Source organism: Anaerotignum lactatifermentans, assembly GCF_014982935.1.
Lineage (GTDB): Bacteria > Bacillota > Clostridia > Lachnospirales > Anaerotignaceae > Anaerotignum > Anaerotignum lactatifermentans.
Genome location: NZ_JADCKK010000021.1, coordinates 1 through 16,650, shown reverse-complemented (window position 1 = coordinate 16,650; position 16,650 = coordinate 1). Strand labels below are relative to the sequence as shown.

21 protein-coding genes are annotated in these 16,650 nt (G+C 44.1%); 18 read left to right on the top strand and 3 right to left on the bottom strand.

Going from position 1 to position 16,650, the window contains the following annotated elements; genetic code table 11:
- Positions 1-14: 14 nt before the first annotated feature.
- The 15 genes from INF29_RS07120 (at position 15) to INF29_RS07050 (ending at position 7,439) form a co-directional block, all read left to right on the top strand.
- Positions 15-461: a DUF2634 domain-containing protein gene (locus tag INF29_RS07120; RefSeq protein ID WP_193485576.1), complete on the top strand. Its 447-nt coding sequence runs from the start codon at positions 15-17 to the stop codon at positions 459-461.
- On the top strand, positions 448-1,512 hold the full coding sequence (locus INF29_RS07115) for a baseplate J/gp47 family protein (protein ID WP_193485574.1): 1,065 nt from the start codon (positions 448-450) through the stop codon (positions 1,510-1,512). The genes INF29_RS07120 and INF29_RS07115 overlap by 14 nt, the downstream gene beginning before the upstream one ends.
- 13 nt (positions 1,513-1,525) lie before the next feature.
- Positions 1,526-2,077, top strand: a complete 552-nt coding sequence (locus tag INF29_RS07110; protein WP_193485572.1) for a putative phage tail protein — start codon at positions 1,526-1,528, stop codon at positions 2,075-2,077.
- The gene (locus tag INF29_RS07105; protein WP_193485570.1) at positions 2,055-2,897 is read left to right on the top strand and encodes a hypothetical protein; all 843 of its coding nucleotides are present in this window, start codon (positions 2,055-2,057) and stop codon (positions 2,895-2,897) included. Before INF29_RS07110 ends, INF29_RS07105 begins: the two co-directional genes overlap by 23 nt.
- On the top strand, positions 2,881-3,210 hold the full coding sequence (locus tag INF29_RS07100) for a hypothetical protein (RefSeq protein ID WP_193485568.1): 330 nt from the start codon (positions 2,881-2,883) through the stop codon (positions 3,208-3,210). The genes INF29_RS07105 and INF29_RS07100 overlap by 17 nt, the downstream gene beginning before the upstream one ends.
- The gene (locus tag INF29_RS07095; protein WP_193485566.1) at positions 3,207-3,419 is read left to right on the top strand and encodes a hypothetical protein; all 213 of its coding nucleotides are present in this window, start codon (positions 3,207-3,209) and stop codon (positions 3,417-3,419) included. The genes INF29_RS07100 and INF29_RS07095 overlap by 4 nt, the downstream gene beginning before the upstream one ends.
- Positions 3,416-3,874, top strand: coding sequence for a hypothetical protein (locus tag INF29_RS07090; RefSeq protein WP_193485564.1), 459 nt, complete (start codon positions 3,416-3,418; stop codon positions 3,872-3,874). The genes INF29_RS07095 and INF29_RS07090 overlap by 4 nt, the downstream gene beginning before the upstream one ends.
- Positions 3,875-3,879: 5 nt before the next feature.
- On the top strand, positions 3,880-4,221 hold the full coding sequence (locus INF29_RS07085; RefSeq protein ID WP_193485562.1) for a hypothetical protein: 342 nt from the start codon (positions 3,880-3,882) through the stop codon (positions 4,219-4,221).
- 62 nt (positions 4,222-4,283) lie between these two features.
- Positions 4,284-4,784, top strand: coding sequence for a hypothetical protein (locus tag INF29_RS07080; protein WP_193485560.1), 501 nt, complete (start codon positions 4,284-4,286; stop codon positions 4,782-4,784).
- Positions 4,785-4,797: 13 nt separating this feature from the next.
- Complete coding sequence (locus INF29_RS07075; RefSeq protein ID WP_193485558.1) at positions 4,798-5,028, top strand: phage holin; 231 nt, start codon at positions 4,798-4,800, stop codon at positions 5,026-5,028.
- 3 nt (positions 5,029-5,031) lie between these two features.
- Positions 5,032-5,790, top strand: a complete 759-nt coding sequence (locus INF29_RS07070) for an N-acetylmuramoyl-L-alanine amidase family protein (protein ID WP_193485556.1) — start codon at positions 5,032-5,034, stop codon at positions 5,788-5,790.
- 4 nt (positions 5,791-5,794) lie between these two features.
- Entirely contained in the window at positions 5,795-6,007 is a 213-nt protein-coding gene (locus tag INF29_RS07065; RefSeq protein WP_193485554.1) for a hypothetical protein, read from the top strand.
- Between the two features lie 86 nt (positions 6,008-6,093).
- Positions 6,094-6,726 carry a hypothetical protein gene (locus INF29_RS07060; protein ID WP_193485552.1) on the top strand — a complete coding sequence of 211 codons (633 nt, stop codon included), beginning with the start codon at positions 6,094-6,096 and terminating at the stop codon, positions 6,724-6,726.
- Between the two features lie 43 nt (positions 6,727-6,769).
- Complete coding sequence (locus INF29_RS07055) at positions 6,770-7,099, top strand: hypothetical protein (protein WP_193485550.1); 330 nt, start codon at positions 6,770-6,772, stop codon at positions 7,097-7,099.
- Position 7,100: 1 nt separating this feature from the next.
- The gene (locus tag INF29_RS07050) at positions 7,101-7,439 is read left to right on the top strand and encodes a hypothetical protein (RefSeq protein WP_193485548.1); all 339 of its coding nucleotides are present in this window, start codon (positions 7,101-7,103) and stop codon (positions 7,437-7,439) included.
- A 374-nt stretch (positions 7,440-7,813) separates the two neighbouring features.
- Here INF29_RS07050 and INF29_RS07045 read toward each other — a convergent pair whose 3' ends face one another.
- Complete coding sequence (locus INF29_RS07045; RefSeq protein WP_193485546.1) at positions 7,814-9,418, bottom strand: RCC1 domain-containing protein; 1,605 nt, start codon at positions 9,416-9,418, stop codon at positions 7,814-7,816.
- A gap of 326 nt (positions 9,419-9,744) precedes the next feature.
- Here INF29_RS07045 and INF29_RS07040 point away from each other — a divergent pair, with 326 nt between their 5' ends.
- The gene (locus INF29_RS07040; RefSeq protein WP_193485544.1) at positions 9,745-11,775 is read left to right on the top strand and encodes an N-acetylmuramoyl-L-alanine amidase family protein; all 2,031 of its coding nucleotides are present in this window, start codon (positions 9,745-9,747) and stop codon (positions 11,773-11,775) included.
- Between the two features lie 63 nt (positions 11,776-11,838).
- Here INF29_RS07040 and INF29_RS07035 read toward each other — a convergent pair whose 3' ends face one another.
- A complete protein-coding gene (locus tag INF29_RS07035) occupies positions 11,839-13,407 on the bottom strand; it encodes a PucR family transcriptional regulator (protein WP_193485542.1) in 1,569 nt (522 codons plus the stop codon).
- A gap of 181 nt (positions 13,408-13,588) precedes the next feature.
- Between INF29_RS07035 and INF29_RS07030 the strand changes: the two genes are divergently transcribed.
- Both INF29_RS07030 and INF29_RS07025 read left to right on the top strand, forming a co-directional pair.
- Complete coding sequence (locus tag INF29_RS07030; RefSeq protein WP_193485540.1) at positions 13,589-14,890, top strand: cytosine permease; 1,302 nt, start codon at positions 13,589-13,591, stop codon at positions 14,888-14,890.
- 21 nt (positions 14,891-14,911) lie between these two features.
- Entirely contained in the window at positions 14,912-16,003 is a 1,092-nt protein-coding gene (locus INF29_RS07025; protein WP_193485537.1) for a DUF917 domain-containing protein, read from the top strand.
- 90 nt (positions 16,004-16,093) lie between these two features.
- Here INF29_RS07025 and INF29_RS07020 read toward each other — a convergent pair.
- Positions 16,094-16,650, bottom strand: a 557-nt coding sequence (locus INF29_RS07020) for an IS3 family transposase (RefSeq protein WP_193485535.1), incomplete at its 5' end; no start/stop codon positions are given.

Below are 16,650 nucleotides of genomic sequence, written 5' to 3'. Positions count from 1 at the left end.
AAGGGGGAAGCGCCATGTTTCCCATTGATGAAAGAACCATTGAACAGGCGCAGCAGGCGGCGTCAAAAATGGTGCCTGTGCAGGAAGTTGGGAGAAGTATCAAGTTTGATTATGAAAAAAAGGCTTTTGTGTTTACAAACGGAAAAGCCGAGGAAGTAACGCAGGAAGAAGCGGTCAAACAGTGGCTGGAATTGATGTGTCGAACACTGCCGGAGCGGCATCCGGTGTATTTTGAAACAGGCTTTGGAATAGAAACAGATAAAATCATCGGGTATAAGGCACTGCCAAAAGGTTTCATATATAGCGAAATCCAGCGACAGATCAGAGAAAATGTGGTGCTTTCCAGATGTATTTCAAATATCATCAATTTTTCGGCGGCAGCGGAAAACGACAGGCTGAACATCTATTTTACAGCAATTCTTTATACCGGGGAGGGGGTGACAGTAGATGTCAACGTATGATCCACAAGTCATTCTGGAAAAAATGCTGGGGAATATCCCTGATTCCTATGCAAAAACAGTGGGATTTCCCATGTACGACCTGACGGCGGCATTTGCCATTGAAGCGGCTGATTTATACAAGAGAGCTGATGAGATCGAAGCGAAACTGGACATCGAAAACTTGTCCGGTGATGAACTGACAAGGCGTGTGTATCAGCTGACAGGCATCAAACGGCGTCCGGCTGTGTTTGCTGTTGGGGAAGTGACCGTAACAGGAAAAGGGCTGGTGCCGCTGGGCAGCCTGTTTTCTACACCAGATAATATCCAATACAAGACCACGCAGGAAGCAAATGTGGTAGACAGTGGAAAGATACCCATTCAGGCAGTCATCGCCGGAGAAAGCGGAAACGTGGGTGCAGGAAGCATCACAAAGATTCCTGTCACAATCGCAGGCATCACAGCAGTGACTAATGAAGCGCCTACCAGAAACGGGTATCGGCAGGAAAGCGATGAAGAACTGAAAAAAAGATTCTATGATGAGTTGCAAAAGCCCATTGTGAGCGGCAACAAAGCCCACTATGAACTGTGGGCAAAGGAAGTGGCAGGCGTAGGGGAAGCAAAATGTTTTGCGCTGGCGTTTGGAGAAAATACCGTGGAGGTCTGCATCATTGGCAATGACGGGCAGCCAGCGTCCACAGAGCTGATTCAGGCGGTGCAGAAATACATCGACCCAGACAGCAGCGGCAGAGGGGAAGGACAGGCACCTGCAGGGGCATACTGTACCGTTACCACTGCCACGAAAAAAGAATTGAACCTGACAGCTACGCTGGTTCTGTTGGAAGGGTATGAACTGTCTGATGTGCAGGAAGCCATCAAACAGGCAATCACAGAAGAATTGAAAGAGAAAGCTTTTCAGGTGGCATATATCAGCTATGCGGCATTGGCGAACATCATTTTTACCACACCGGGCGTAATTGATTATCAGAACCTGACCATCAATGACGGTACAGCCAATATCCCAGTTGGAGAAAGAGAAGTAGCGACATTAGGGACGGTGATGTTCAGTGAATGAAGCGGGAGAAAGAATGGTGCAGCATAATAACAAGCTGTACCAAAAAGACGATTTTGTCAGAGCATTATACAATGCGGCAGGGCTGACAGTGGAAGGCGTGCTGGAACGGCTGGAAGAAGCGGAAAAACAGGAGTTTTTTGACACCATGACAGAAACGGGCGTGAAACTCATTGAAGGATATCTGGGCATCATACCGCCGAAAGATGCGGATATTGCGGAAAGACGCCAGAACGTACAGTCAAACTGGCTGGCGGCAAAGGGGAAAAAATTCACCATCGAAATGATTCAGGATGTGGCGGAAGCATGGGACAATGGAGCCGTAGATGTGCAGTTCATTGGTGGGAAAATCATCATTTCATTTACACAGATTTTTGGGGTGCCGAAATACATCGAAAGCATCACCGCCACCATTGAAAAAATCAAACCTGCCCATATTGGTTTTGAATTTGTGTACCGAACCCATAGCTGGCGTGACCTGAAAGCCTATACATGGGAATGGGCGCAGGCGAAAACATGGGCAGAGATAAAGGAGGGAAACTGGGGTGAAGTTTACAGAAAATTTTGATTTGAATCTGCCAGATCTGGATGATATGGCAGATGTGGAAAAACTGAATGAGAATTTCCAAACCATTGATACAAAAATGAAATCACTGGAAACAGACCCGGAGCTGGCAGCCAATGTGGTGGACATCAAAAACAAAATAGGTGAAGAAGCAGACGCCGACACACAGCCAACATTGTTTGGACGGCTGGCACAGTTGAAAAAAGTGCTGCTGGAAAAGCTGGCAGAAGTGCTGACGAAGGTAACGGGGATTGATGGGAAGATTGGGACAAGTGGGGATACACTAGAGGATGAAACGCTGTTTGGAAAATTAGCAAAGGTATTAAAACTTACGGGTAGCGATAGTATCATATTAGTTCCATCGGATAATTTAAAGATAACAGTATTGGACAATGAAGAATTTAGCATAGATGGTAATACTGCGGAACGTATATTTTTAGGTTATGTTAGATTTTCTAAAACGGGATTTGTTAGGGCAAAAGTTACTTCTAAATCTGGATTGAATGGCTCAGATGCACAAACATACTTAAATTTTTTTGATGCTGTGTATAGTGACACAACACACCGGTCTTCAATTGAGAATCTTCCTGTAAAAGGGGATACAACTAGGGGTAGCCTTACATTTGGTCAAACCTATGTTAATTGTATGATTGGTGAAGTTGATAGTACAAACTACAAAACATCAATATTTCATCCATATGTTGTAAAAGACCAATTATATGCAGTGATATTTTCAGCATCACGAGAAGGTGGTACGGTAAAAGATGTTAAGTTTTATTATGATGAAGTAGAAAGTAGGGGTTATTATGATAGTATGCCATGATTTGAATACAAAAAAAGTAATATGGTTTAACGTACATCAGAGCAAAGAAGAAGCCCTAATCCGATTGAATGAAACAACTATATGGATTGATGGCGATTTACCAAAAACAGAGAGCAAAGGAGGTTATCAAGCAGTATTTTATGTCAATGAGGACATGCAGTCACTTCGTGTGGAATATGAGCCAATCCCAGAACCAGAACTGACAATGGACGAAAAAATCTATGCAACTGTAATCAAAAGTCAAGACGAAGTCCGGCAGGAAGGAGCGGACATGGTCATGGAGGAACTTGTGAAACGGGGGCTGATCGTATGAAATCAGGAGCAGAACTTTTTCTGGGATACTACAAAGGGAAATACAAGAAAGGCGAAATCACAGAGGAACAGCTTTCACAGATGGTCACTGCTGAAACAATCAGTGAGGACGAAAAGCAGTATATCATGTCCGGTGGTTCTTCCGGCGGTGATACAGCCGATCTGCAGGAATTTTATGATGATGTTACCAAGGAGGTGGGGTTCGGATGAGTGAGATTTTGGAAAATAAAGAAATTGTTTTACAGAATATCCGGGAACTGAAAGCCTGCGGTGCAGAAATGACAGAAGCCATTGCTGCTGCCGGAAAAGATGTACCAGCAACGGCAGGCACGTTTGCCGGAAGTTGGAAAGACTGGGAACCAGATGGAAAGAATGCGGCAGCGAAAAGCCTTTGGCTGTATCAGGGTATTGGTTATCAGGCACGAACAGCTATACAGAAAATTTCAGAATACGCACCGGATAAAGCCACAAACAACTATGCAGTGCGTCCGATTCCTGATGCAAAAGGCGTATTTCCGGGCGCATTGAATATGGATGTAGACGTCGGTATGAAGGTAAGGGATTGGGAAGATGGCAAAGTCTATCTTTGTTACGCAAACCCCATAACATCACTGCAGTGGGCGCCACATAATGTGCCTGCGTCATTTCAGTTATACGAGGGGTGAGTGTTATGGATATCAAGGAATTAGTGGAAATCCTGATTGCACCTGCTTGTATGGTGATTTTGGCGGCGATCCTGAACAGAAAAGATACGGCGTTTAAGCTGCAGTTGCAAACAAACGAGAAAAAAAGGATGGAGAAAGAAACCGCAAGAGAGGAAATGTGGCTGTTATCCATCCGTGGAAATACTGCCTGCATGAGCCTGTGTCTGGCATTGGCAGACGCCATCAAAGAACACCACGATTTAGAAAAAAATGAAAAGTTTCAGGAAGCATTGGATTTCGCAAAAGAAGTTAAGAACGAACAGAAAGACTACCTGAACAAAAAGGCGGTTGAAAGTATCGCAAAATAAGGTCATAACACATAGGTGTTTTGATAGAAAAGAGTAGATGAGAACAGAAAGGATGAGGAAACATGAAACAGAATGAATTGAAAAGCGGTATCACAAAGGAATGGCTGGAAAGGGCCAAAGGCGTTTCTGCTGCTACCATTGGGCATGAAGTATGGCTGGATACAGAGGGATACTGGCATGAAAAAATGAAGGATGGTACAGAAGTCAAGTATTCCAAAGAGGAAGCCTATGTAAAAATGTATCACAAAGCAAAAGACGATGCACGTCTGCCGGAATATATGAGAATCAATGGTATGTGGCTGAATATCCATGGTTACTGGGTAGCGCCCATGGTGCTTCTTGGTTATACATCCAACAGCACCAGCACCAGTCATGTGATTTGGTCTGAAAGACTGACACATGAGGATGATACAAGCATTCCAGAAGGAAAGCACGATACATACACAGAAACGCTGATTGTGGGCTATGACAGAAAGCTGAAAGTCCATGTCGTACGAAACAGATTCAATGAAGATGGCACAAGGGATGAAGCACATTGTTGGTCTGAATTTGTTGATATGTAAAGGGGTGAGCTTAATGAATAAAGACAGATTCAAAAATCCTTGGTTTTGGGTTGGCATCGGCGGCGTTATCCTGACGGCTACGGGCATGGAACCGTCCATGTTCACTAGCTGGGATGCGCTTTGTAGTGCAGCGCTGGATGTGGTGAAAAATCCTTTCCTGCTGGGTACGGCGGCACTGGCAGTGCTGGGGGTTTTCGTCGAACCCACAAGCGCAGGTCTGAAGGATGAAAAGAAAGAAGGTTGAACCATGTATCTGATTGCTATCGGTGACGGTCATGGTGCAGACACGGCGGGGAAACGTACCCCGCCTTTTGCAAATGGCAGTGTCATGAAAGAGAATGAATTTAACAAAGCAACGGTGAATTATTTGCAAGACGAACTGGAACGCTGCGGATTTTCCGTACTGCAGACAGCGCCGGAAGATACAGACACACCACTGTCTGTGCGGGCAAAGAGGGCAAATGACGCCGGAGCTGATCTGTATATCAGCATTCATGCCAACGCTTTTGGAAGCGGATGGAATGACGCAAACGGCGTGGAAAGCTGGATTTACTCCAAAAATGACAAAGATACACTGGATGCGGCGCAGAAAATCCAGTCGGAAGTTATCAAGGCAACTGGGCTAAAGGATAGAGGAATCAAAGAATCTGGAAACAGTCTGGGCATTTTGAGAAAAACGAAAATGTCTGCGGTTTTGATGGAATGTGGATTTATGACGAATCCGCAGGAAGCGGAGCTGCTGAAAAGTGATGCTTACAGAAAAAAGGTGGCAAAGGCAATCTGCAGGGGCGTGTGCCTGCATTTTGGCGTGAAGTATCAGGAAGAAGGGTATCAAATGGAGAAAATCAAAGTCATTCTGAATGGAAAAGAAGTGGAAATGATGGGCGTAAAAGTCATTGACGAAAATGGAAATGTAACAAACTGCGTCACCATTCGGGACTTCGCAGAACAGACAGGTTACAAGGTATCATTCAAGGGGGCAACACCAATTCTGGAACGGGCGTGAGGATTTGGAGTTAAAGAGATTTCATAAGTATACGAACATCCAAAGAGATTGGATTTTAGAAAAAGCAGGTTTGACAGAACGAGAAGAAGCGGTATTTCTGAAATTCAAAAGAAATGAATCTGCAACCATCGTTTCTGTTGCTATGGATTTACATTACAGCGAATCCACAATAAGTGTAGCTATACGAGAAATCAAAAGAAAAATCAAAGAAATTTAACAAAAATGCAGAAAGTTCTGTCTGTTGTTTCGGGATAACATTTGTATGTATAAAAAACATACATACATTCAAAGGAGGAATGGACAATGGCAGAATTTGCAAGTAAAGGCGTAGGGACAGCGGCACTGACAACAGGTATCATTGGCAGCGTAGGCGCACTGGCAGGCGGTATGCTCAATGCAGGAAATCTTTTTGGTGGATGCAATAACGGCTGGAATGGTTGGAACAGAAACTGCAATCCCGGCTGTGGCGGTACAGTATCCGCACTGGAAGCAGCTCTGGCGCAGGAAAGAGCAGAGCGTTTCACAGAACAGCAGACAGCACAGAGCCAGAGAGAAATGTATACTCTTTTCAGAGAAGAAGATGACAGAATCAAACAGGTAGTGAAAGATACTACAGGCGCTCTGATCGAAACAGGTAATGCCCTGGCAAAACTGAATGAACAGGTAGAATGCATCAAAAAAGAAATGGAAATGCAGCAGATCATCAATGAAAAGGATCTGCACTGCGTGAAAAAAGAGCTGGAAGGTGCTATTGCGCTGGAAGCAGAACGCAGAACCGCAGGGGATCAGAACCTGTACTGCTATGTAAACGCAACATTTGTACCGGGTAAACTGGTAATGCCTACAGAAAATATCTGCCCTGAAGTTATGCCTAGATATAACAGTTGGACAGCACCGACAACACCTGCGGCATCTACAACAACACAGACAGCATAAGAAAGGGGGCGAAAAGCCCCTTTTCTAAAATGGAGGAATCAGTATGAAAGCAACAAAACAGGAAATCAAAATGGGAATCCAGAGATATGTGGATAAAGAATTGTCACCACAACTGCATGGAGCAAAGGGTGTAGGTATTAGAATCATGCTGGCAGTAGGGATTGACAGCGTAGCGGAAAAATATCTGGAACATCCAATGCTGGAAACTATCGGCATTAAAGATGCAGAGGGAATCGAACTGGATAAACTGTATGAGGTAGCCAAGCAAGAAGTGCAAAAAGAAGGAAAAGTCGAAGTGGCAGGCATCCTGTTTGATGCAAACGATGTGGAAAAACTGTATCAAGAGATTGCAGGGGTAAAAGGAGGACTGTAAGATGGAAAAAATGGATATGTACCAAGCGTTAAAAGATGCTATGTATGTGCTGGATGATGACCTGAAAGACGCAGCATATTATGTGGATGCAGCGAAAAAAGCAAAAGAAGATGGAATGGAAGAATGCGCCAGAATGTATGCCATGAAAGCTAAAAGAAGAGTCAGTGAAGACTATGATCAGAGTAAAGAGGTCCTGATGAAAGTGCAGCAGAAAATGGCAGGAAGCGGAATGCAGTCTGCGCCGGAAAGTATCGAAGGGAAACTGTGGAAGGAATCCATGAGAAGATACGACAGCTGGGCAGAACGGATGAAGACAGATATCAAGGATATGGGATACTGATAGTCTATGAAAGAATGTCGGGAATTCAATAAGTATTTTTGTTTCATGTGTGGATAGTCTAGACTGGAAAGAACAGGGTGTCGAAGCGGAAATTAACCAAGTTCTGAATCATAAGCATTTAGGAAACGGTTCTATTCTGTTATTCCACAACGATGCAAAGTATACGCCTCAAGCATTGGATACCATTTTGAAAGGATTGAAAGAAAAAGGATATGACATTGTGCCTGTTTCTGAAATCATACATACTGGTGAATATACTGTAGACCATGAAGGCAGACAGATCCCATCTGAAAGTTAATGCTAAGAAAAAATATAGAAAAAAGCCCCCCTTTTCTGCACAGAGAAGGGGGCTTTCAATAAATTGCTGTTATTTGTCAGGTCAATGGCAGTGGAATTTCCGCCGGTTTTGTTGGCTTGACTTTGCCGTCATAGACAGTTACAACGGAGAAATTCATGAGTTTTCCATCATTTGTCATGGCAAAGATATCTCCGCGTTCGCCGTCGATCCATGCAACGTTGTCAAGGATTTTTCTGCGATCGATTTCATAGGGAGAATCAAACCCGTCATTGATCCGAACGACATCATGATAGCCGCAGATAGACAGACTGCCATCTGTGCCAAAGGAAAAGACCGTATCGTCAATGGTCTGGATGTGGTCAGCATTTTCTTGCAACAGAACGGGCGGTGTAAGCTCCGGCTGATCGTTGGAAAAAGAAGAAATGTTGAATCCGCTGCCCCAAAGGGTGTTGTCCTGTTTTACGAAATACAGTGTTGCATAAAAGGGGCAATACTCTTTGACATCATCTGCAATTTTTACGGGAAAAAGTACGGGTTCTGAATTTCCGGTGCAAAGCTGTCCAAATCGGTTATAACCCCAGCCCCATAAACTGCCGTCTTTTTTGATGGCGAAAGAAAGGTTGGTGTACATGTTGACGTCTGTTTCAATTTCTGCTACATCATCTAAGATTTTTACGGGAGATAGTACAGATTCGGTGGTACCGTTTCCTAGATTACCCTCGTCATAGTATCCCCATGCCCAAAGACTGTCATCCTCCCGCAGGGCAAAGGCATTGGTATATGTATCGAAAGCACCATTGCTAGGACAAGCGGTGCAGGTAAATGTTTTTACATGATCCAGAACTTTGGTGGGCGTTGATACCGTTTCTGTTGTGCCATTTCCCACAGCGCCGTATTGGTTATATCCCCATGCCCATAAAGTCCCGTCTGTTTTCAGTGCGTACATGGTAGATTCGCCACGGTCATAGCTGCGATAGAATTTTGCCACATGATCAGCGATGATCGTTGGTGATGAACTTCTGATGGATGCTTCTCCCTGACCCAATTCCCCATACTGGCATTCACCCCAAGACCACAAATAACCATCCTGATCTATGGCAAAGCTGGTACTGGTATCTAAATCTGTAAATGCGGCTTGTTTCACGATACACCTTGGTGTTTTCATTTCCTCTTTCGTTAGACCAACCATTCCTGAAATATATCTGGTTTGATCACCCCAGACATATAAGTCCCCATTGGCAGTGATGGCATGTTCCATATTTGGAACTGCCACATCATCCAGCAGTTTTTTCTTTGGGATAGAGGGGTTCATATCCGTAGGCAGTTCCCATAGAGAATTGTCTGTATCCAATACATAAAATAAATCATTATACATACCGGTGGGAACCACCTCCTTGATATTTTTCATGATGGGTTCTGGTTCCGTTGGCGGCAGAAAGGCATTACCAATATAAGGGTAATCTGGATAAACAGAATCCCATGCCCAAAGATTGTTGTCGCTATCAATATAAAAATTTATTCTTTTGTTGTCGGTTGCCTTTTCTGCCGCATGAAAATAGAATCGGCTTTGATCCGTTTTTGCTGCGGTAGATGTATCAGTGTTGGTGCAGGCGCAAAGGATGGAAGTGCTAAGAAATGTCAATGCAACCAAACTGGAATAAATCCGAATCTTTTTCTTCATGGAAATGCCCCCTTGATTCCTTGTATCAATGATGCTGCAAATGAATTTTATAAAAATCATTGTCTGACATATCGCCTTTTTTATTCAACATATCACAATTTGTTTTGACTGTATATAAAGTTAAGAAAAACGCAAGAAACTTCTGGATTTCCATCATTTTTAGAGGTGCTTTTTTTCCTTGTATTTTACCGCTTTTTTCCTATTCTCATAAAAATTTTAAAGAAAATCTTAACAATTTTCATTTTTGTTTTCTCTGTGTCTGGAAGATGGTAAAATGCAGATAGGGCATTTATGAAAACACAGGAAAAAGCAAAGGATGTGCGACAATGAATTGGAGAAAACTTCTGCTTACAACCCTTGCGCTGGGGTTATTGGGCGCAACAACGGTTTATGGTGAACAGGTGCAAATGGACTTATTTTATAACGGCAAACACCATGCCTATGCGGCAAAGGAAGTGAAAATAGAGATCGACGGAAAAGCAATGGTTCCCAAGGACATGCCTGCGGTCATCATTGACGGCAGAACCATGCTTCCCATGCGGCAGATTGCCCAGGAGCTGGGGTGTGAAGTCAATTGGAACGAAGCTGCAAAACAGATTTATGTCATGCGGGGCAGTGACATCATTGTTTTTACCGTAGACAGCAAAACAGGGTATGAAAACGGAAAGGAATTCACCATGGATGTTCCGGCAACTATCGTCAATGACAGAACCATGCTGCCTGTCCGGGCATTGGCAGATGCTTTGCATTTGAATATCAAATGGGATGACCCCAACAGAATTGTTTCCATTCAGAGCGGTGATACTGTCGTAAAGGATGAGCCAAAAGCACCGGAAAGCGGACAGACAACAGCAGGCACATTGACGGGCATCCAGACACCATCTGCAAAAGATGCAGACCAGACATTCACCATTCAGGCAGATGGACCAATGGGACGGTATGAAAAGACTTTTGTAGACGACCAGAAAATCGTTTTGGATTTTTATGGTGCAAAAAGCAGCCTTCCTAGTGAAATCACAAAAACAAACAGCGATATCGTTACAGGGATTCGCACTGCAACCCATGAAAATAATGGTGATTCCTTTACTCGGGTGGTATTTGATTTGAGCGGGAAAAAGGACTATGAAGTCACACAGAGTGCGGACAAGAAAAATATCACCATTTCTTTTGGCAAAACAACGGTGGACAAGATTTCCGCTGTCCACAGCCAGAATAAAGACATCATCACCATCGGTGGGACAGGCTCTTTCGGAGCCAGTGTTGCTATGACGGCTGATCCTCAGAAGATTATTGTGACCATCCCCAATTGCCAGTCCAATTTGAGTGACAAAATCAATACGGATGAACTCCAGTATGTCTTGGATGGAAAGGTGGATACGTCTAAGGGGAATACGGTAGAATTGGTATTGGCGGTAGAAGATCTGGTGCAGTACAGCTATCGGGAAGAAAACCAGAACCTGATTCTGGAAATCTATCCGACGACATTGAAAAACATGCGTTATGATAAAAATGCCAATGTGCTTTATCTGGACAAAAAAGAAAAAATAGATACGGGAAGCGTCAAGTTTGAAGATCATTATCTGGATGGATATTTTGATGTGACATTACCAGGAGATTATGAAAGCGATTACGGCTATGGTACATATGATGTGAAAGGAACGGTGGTGGAAAATATTGAAGTATCTACAAAAGGCGGCAATACCACATTCCGTTTCAAGCAGAACCGCATCAGTGCATATGAAGTGACTGATGAAGGGGACAGCTATGCTATCCGTGTGAAAAATCCCAAAGAAGTCTATGACAAAGTTTTGCTGCTGGATGCAGGGCATGGGGGCAAAGACCCGGGCACCAGCGGAAACGGTATGCAGGAAAAAAATCTGAATTTGACCATTGCCCAAAAGATTGCCCAGAAATTGCAGGGCAGCGGCATCAAGGTTTATATGACCAGAGATAGCGATGTTTATCCAGAAAATAGTACAAGGGCGAAAACAGCCAATGACATTGCCGACCTAATGGTTTCTATTCACATGAATTCTGGTCCGGAAACAGCAAACGGTACAGAAACTCTATATCAGGTTCATGCCAATGACAATGGGGCAAGGCTGACCAGCAAGCAGTTGGCAGAGATTTTGCAGGGAAAAGTGGTTTCTGCCACAGGCAATACCAACCGCGGGGCAAAACTCTGGACGGATGTATTGATTTTGAATAGAACCACAGTTCCATCAGTCATTGTGGAAGTGATTTTCATTACAAATACAGGGGATGCCCTGAAGATTTCCAATCCCGCTTATCAGGATCAAGTAGCTCAGGCAATCGCAGACGGCATCCAGGAAGCAGTAAAATATCCTTTGCGTTAGTATTTCTCAAAGAAAAAACACCTCATATACCTTTTGTTTCAGGTATGAGGTGTTTTCTTTTTATCAGCCATCCATTTTTTGATATCGCCATAATGCCAAAGCCATATAAAAATCGTAGGCGGCAGGCATCAGTGTAAAGTTTGTGTTGGTCAGCTGCCGGACTTTATTCAGACGGTATGTGACGGTATTGCGATGAAGGAAAAGAGTCTGGGCAGTGAGATTCAGCTTGCTGTCGCAGTCAATCATGTAGACCCCTAATGTGGTCAGCAGGTCATCACTGTCTTGCTTCAGTATTTCAGCCAGATTGGAAAGATATTTGGTACGCTTGTTTTCCGTTTCTGCCAGTGCGATGATTTCCTGAGAAAGCATGATGTCATGGGTATCCCAGTTTCTGCGGTTTTGGAAAATCTTGTATAATGCGGGCAGGCTTTTGCGGAAATCCATATAGGTTCTTTTCAGAGCGGCAATGTCTTTGCTGCCTTCATTCATAAAGAATGTGGCTTTGGGGTCAAATTTATCTGTAAAGCGCCACAATTCCTCAAAAAGGGCTGCATCCATGCTGTTTGTCAGGTCAAAAGCCGAAAGAATGACAATCTGGTTATCGATGATATCTTCCAGAAAGTATTTTTTGTAATCATAGAATAATGCCAGCAGGTGTGCCTTTAGTTCCTGAATATCGCCGCTGCCGGGAGAAACGATGATGAGGTTGGCAATGCGGGAGAAGGGGATGCCTGCTGCATTAAGATAACGGTTTGCGGCACCGGTTTCTGTTTTGAAGATCAGAGAAAGCAGTGTTTCCGGCGATGACAAATCCAGAGAGTATCCCCAGAGGGTAGAGAAGAACAGGGTACAGGTGCACATATTATGCAGGATACTTTCGTCCAAAACCGTGTTGTGACAGGAAGCATACATTGTCATGCGGATGTTGGAGGCGTAGGAAAAGTCCATTTTGTAGATATGTACGGTTTTGTCCTGTACCATCAACGTTTTCTCCCAATAGCCTGTGGGCGCATTATGAAATTGTTCATAGAAAAAGTCAGAATCGCCGCTGATATAGGTGGGGCGATATTGTGACTGGAAATAAAGCTGGGAAGCACCAGTCAGCAGCAGATTGCATTTATAATGGTTGGAAATGATGTTCAGCAGGTTTTCCATGGTGCGGACTTCAAAAGGCAGCTGTTCCAGCCGTTTTTTGGTGGTGTCGATAAAGTCCTGAGAGGCGTTTTGGTCTTGTATGATGGCAGTCATTACATCGGTGATGATGTCGCTGTATTTGATGGAATAATTTTCGGAACGCAGCTCAATGAGGGGCAGTTCCAGCTTATCTGCCAGATTGATGACTTTTTCATCAATTTCCGGTATGACGGCACCCACGTAAAACAGCACCAGCGCAATGGCACCGGTGTCCGCTAGTTCTTTCAGGGCTTCACATTGCTTTTCCACATCATCTTTGATGGCATAGAAAGCGGAAATAATCAATTCGTTTGGTGTGAATACATCAAAGTCGGAAAGGGAGAAAAACTCCATGACAGAAACGGAGGATACGATTTTATCCAGACCGTTTTTGCCTGCCACAACATTTCCGAAACTGAAAGAGGGCAGGTTCAGACAATCTCGAATGGTGATACTCATAAAAATACTCCTTGCACAAAAATTTTCTGTTATTATACTATGAAACAGCAAGGACAACAACCTTTTTTTGTGCATTTGCATAAAAAATATGCGGTGTTTTTTCCTGCGTGCACAAAGTCAAATGAATGAGAACATGATAACATATAGAAAAACAAAGAAAGGAATCAGACAAAAGAGGGCTATGGAAAAAGAAACAATCACGAAAGACAAAAAAATAAAAGAAAATCAGAAAGAAACCACCGCATTGCAGGTGATTCCCGCTGAACAGCGAAAAGATTGGGTTTCTCTGGCATTTGTGCAGGCAGGTATTTGTGTCTGCGTACCGGCGTTTTTGCTGGGTGCAATGTTGGCAGAGGCTATGCCAATCTGGTCGGCTATCATTTCCGGCTCTTTGGGCTATCTGGTGGTGGTCATCGGCATGGTTATCACAGGTATGATGGGCTGTGACCTTGGCGTTCCTTCCTGCACAGCATGTGAAGCCGGTTTCGGGAAGAAAGGTGCAAGATTTATTGTCAGCATCATTTTTGCCGTAAATTTAATCGGCTGGTTTGGTATCCAGAATGGTGTCTGTGGGGAAGCCTTTACCAATGGTTTGCAGGCAATGACGGGGATTCACGTTCCCGTTGTGGTATCCAATACTGTTTGGGGTCTTATTATGCTGCTCACTGCTGTTTATGGTATGTCAGCATTGGAAAAACTGGACAAGATTTCCATTCCACTGTTGATGATTATTATGCTTTTTGGTTTGTATCTGGCATTCAAGATTTACGGCAGACAGGGTCTGGAAACAGAAACTGTACAGACCATGAGTTTTATGAGTGGTGTGGCATTGTCCTTTAACTTTACAGCAGTAGGGACTATTAACGCAGCGGACTATACCAGATTCCAGAAGAGCAGAAAAGATACAGTGAAATCTGTATTCTACGGTGTATTCCCTATGGGTGTGATTACACTGATTATGGGGATCCTTCTGACAAAGATTTCCGGGGAATATGACATCAGTATGGTATTGATTAACGTTGGACTGCCTCTCTTTGGCATTGCGGCTATGATTATTTCCACCTGGACAACCAACTCCACCAATGCTTACAGCGGAGGTCTGAACATCGTTATGGCGTTCAAACTGAAAGATAATAAAAGACGGGAAGCCACTCTCGTAGCTGGTATTCTGGGTATTGTGCTGTGCAACCTGGGCGTTCTGTCCCATATTGAAGGTGTCCTGAGTCTGCTGTCTTATGTGGTTTGCCCCATTGGCGGCGTCATCATTGCCGATTACTGGATTGTAGGCAAGGGCAAAAAAGAGAATTTCAGACCTGTAGATGGCGTGAACTGGTGCGGTGTGATCTCCTGGTTCATCGGTGCACTTTGTGCATATTTCCTTGTAAAAGTTGAATTCTCCGGTATTATCATCGGCGGAATCGTTTATCTTATCTTAGAAAAATTCATGCCTTCCACTTCAAGAGACGGCATTTGTGAACAGTAAAAAAAGAAAGGATGTAGCAACATGAGAGAATTGAAAAAACAGGATATGATAGATATTTTGTACGGCTGTGCCGTACTGGGCACTGGCGGCGGCGGTCCTCTGGAAGAAGGTCTGGCAATGATGCAGAAGCATTTTGACAATGACGAAGTGCTGCAGCTCATCAGTCTGGATGAACTGCCCGATGATGAATATGTGGTAACACCTTATGGCTGCGGCGCACCTTCTGCAACTGGTTTGAACCCTAAATTCAAAGATTTGGAAGTTTCCGAAGTGGTTCCTTCTGTTCTGGCAATGGAAGCGCTGGAAGAAGCATTGGGTAAAAAAATCTATGCCGTAGGTTCCACAGAACTGGGCGGGGCAAACACAGCAGAAGCCCTTCATGCAGCACTGGAAAAAGGCGTGCCTCTGCTGGATGCTGACCCTGCCGGCAGATCTGTACCTGAATTGCAGCATTCTACATACTATGTAAAAGGCGTGCCCATTTATCCTATGGGTGTGGCAACTCGTTTCGGTGAAAAGATCGTTATCCAGAATGTACAGAATGACCTGAGAGCGGAAGACATCGTCAGAGCCATTGCTGTTGCCAGCGACAACATGGTTGGCGTTGCAGACCATGCCAACGTGGGCAAAGTCATCAAAGAATCCCTGATTCCTGATATGATCACTTATGCTCAGGAAATCGGTCAGATCCTGAGAGAAGCAAAAGAAAAAGGTGCAGACGTGGCAGAAGCCATTGCTGACGCAAAAGAAGGTAAAATCCTGTTCAAAGGCGCAGTCACAGATTTCCCTTGGGAAACAAGAGATGGTTTCAACTTCGGTGAAATCCATCTGGCAGGCGAAGGGGAATATGCAGGTGAACAGTACAAAATCTGGCTGAAGAATGAAAATATCATTTCTTACCGCAATGGTGAAGTAGATGTGGTTGCACCTGATCTGATCTGCATGATTGGCGAAGACGGCAATCCTCTCACATCTCCCAATTTCGGTATCGGTCAGAAAATGACAGTTCTGGCACTGCCTTCTCCTGAAATCTGGACAACACCGGAAGGTCTGGCATGCTTCGGTCCCAAACATTTTGGTCTGGATGTGGAATACAAACCTTTCAAAAAATAATTGAAAAAAGAAAAAGGCTTTCTGTCCAATGAACAGGTCCAGATTGTGCGGACAGCACAAAAAGGCCTCTATGTAGGAAAATATGAAGTTTTAAGTGGAGAGGCGTCGCGTAAGCGGCGGCTCTCCGGTTTTTAACTGGATGCGCTCATGGTTGTAAAAATAAATATAACGGTCAATCATCTCGTTGGCTTCACAGAATGAAGCTGGTTTATGGCGGTAGATACACTCTGCCTTGAGAATGGAGAAAAAATTTTCTGCCATAGCGTTGTCATACGGGTTTGCTCGTCTTGACATGGAGGGCGTAATGTCATAAGATTTAATCAGGTTAAAGTACGCTTGTGAGGTATACTGAAATCCTTGGTCGCTGTGGAGCTGCAACTCCCCAGCGACTGTCTTTTTCTCCCTGTGCATAGCCAGGCGAATTGTATCCAATACCAGGTTGACTGTCTGCTCTGTGCCGGTCTTATAGGCAACGATGCTGTTGTCATAGAGATCCCGAATCATAGACAGATACAGTATGCCTTGCTTTGTGTGAATGTAAGAAATATCCGTTACCCATTTACTGTTAGGTCTGTCTGCATGAAACTTTCTGTTGAGCAGATTCTCGTACTTGTGGACTTGCTGCCCCATCTGCTGCCATTTCCTGC

Bases quoted from the DNA above. Each gene is read 5' to 3' on its own strand.
- INF29_RS07095 (WP_193485566.1), top strand. From the start codon at position 3,207: ATGAAATCAGGAGCAGAACTTTTTCTGGGATACTACAAAGGGAAATAC.
- INF29_RS07030 (WP_193485540.1), top strand. From the start codon at position 13,589: ATGGAAAAAGAAACAATCACGAAAGACAAAAAAATAAAAGAAAATCAG.
- INF29_RS07025 (WP_193485537.1), top strand. From the start codon at position 14,912: ATGAGAGAATTGAAAAAACAGGATATGATAGATATTTTGTACGGCTGT.
- INF29_RS07090 (WP_193485564.1), top strand. From the start codon at position 3,416: ATGAGTGAGATTTTGGAAAATAAAGAAATTGTTTTACAGAATATCCGG.
- INF29_RS07120 (WP_193485576.1), top strand. From the start codon at position 15: ATGTTTCCCATTGATGAAAGAACCATTGAACAGGCGCAGCAGGCGGCG.
- INF29_RS07100 (WP_193485568.1), top strand. From the start codon at position 2,881: ATGATAGTATGCCATGATTTGAATACAAAAAAAGTAATATGGTTTAAC.
- INF29_RS07040 (WP_193485544.1), top strand. From the start codon at position 9,745: ATGAATTGGAGAAAACTTCTGCTTACAACCCTTGCGCTGGGGTTATTG.
- INF29_RS07045 (WP_193485546.1), bottom strand. From the start codon at position 9,418: ATGAAGAAAAAGATTCGGATTTATTCCAGTTTGGTTGCATTGACATTT.
- INF29_RS07035 (WP_193485542.1), bottom strand. From the start codon at position 13,407: ATGAGTATCACCATTCGAGATTGTCTGAACCTGCCCTCTTTCAGTTTC.
- INF29_RS07115 (WP_193485574.1), top strand. From the start codon at position 448: ATGTCAACGTATGATCCACAAGTCATTCTGGAAAAAATGCTGGGGAAT.
- INF29_RS07055 (WP_193485550.1), top strand. From the start codon at position 6,770: ATGAAAGCAACAAAACAGGAAATCAAAATGGGAATCCAGAGATATGTG.
- INF29_RS07060 (WP_193485552.1), top strand. From the start codon at position 6,094: ATGGCAGAATTTGCAAGTAAAGGCGTAGGGACAGCGGCACTGACAACA.
- INF29_RS07110 (WP_193485572.1), top strand. From the start codon at position 1,526: ATGGTGCAGCATAATAACAAGCTGTACCAAAAAGACGATTTTGTCAGA.
- INF29_RS07085 (WP_193485562.1), top strand. From the start codon at position 3,880: ATGGATATCAAGGAATTAGTGGAAATCCTGATTGCACCTGCTTGTATG.
- INF29_RS07075 (WP_193485558.1), top strand. From the start codon at position 4,798: ATGAATAAAGACAGATTCAAAAATCCTTGGTTTTGGGTTGGCATCGGC.
- INF29_RS07080 (WP_193485560.1), top strand. From the start codon at position 4,284: ATGAAACAGAATGAATTGAAAAGCGGTATCACAAAGGAATGGCTGGAA.
- INF29_RS07050 (WP_193485548.1), top strand. From the start codon at position 7,101: ATGGAAAAAATGGATATGTACCAAGCGTTAAAAGATGCTATGTATGTG.
- INF29_RS07070 (WP_193485556.1), top strand. From the start codon at position 5,032: ATGTATCTGATTGCTATCGGTGACGGTCATGGTGCAGACACGGCGGGG.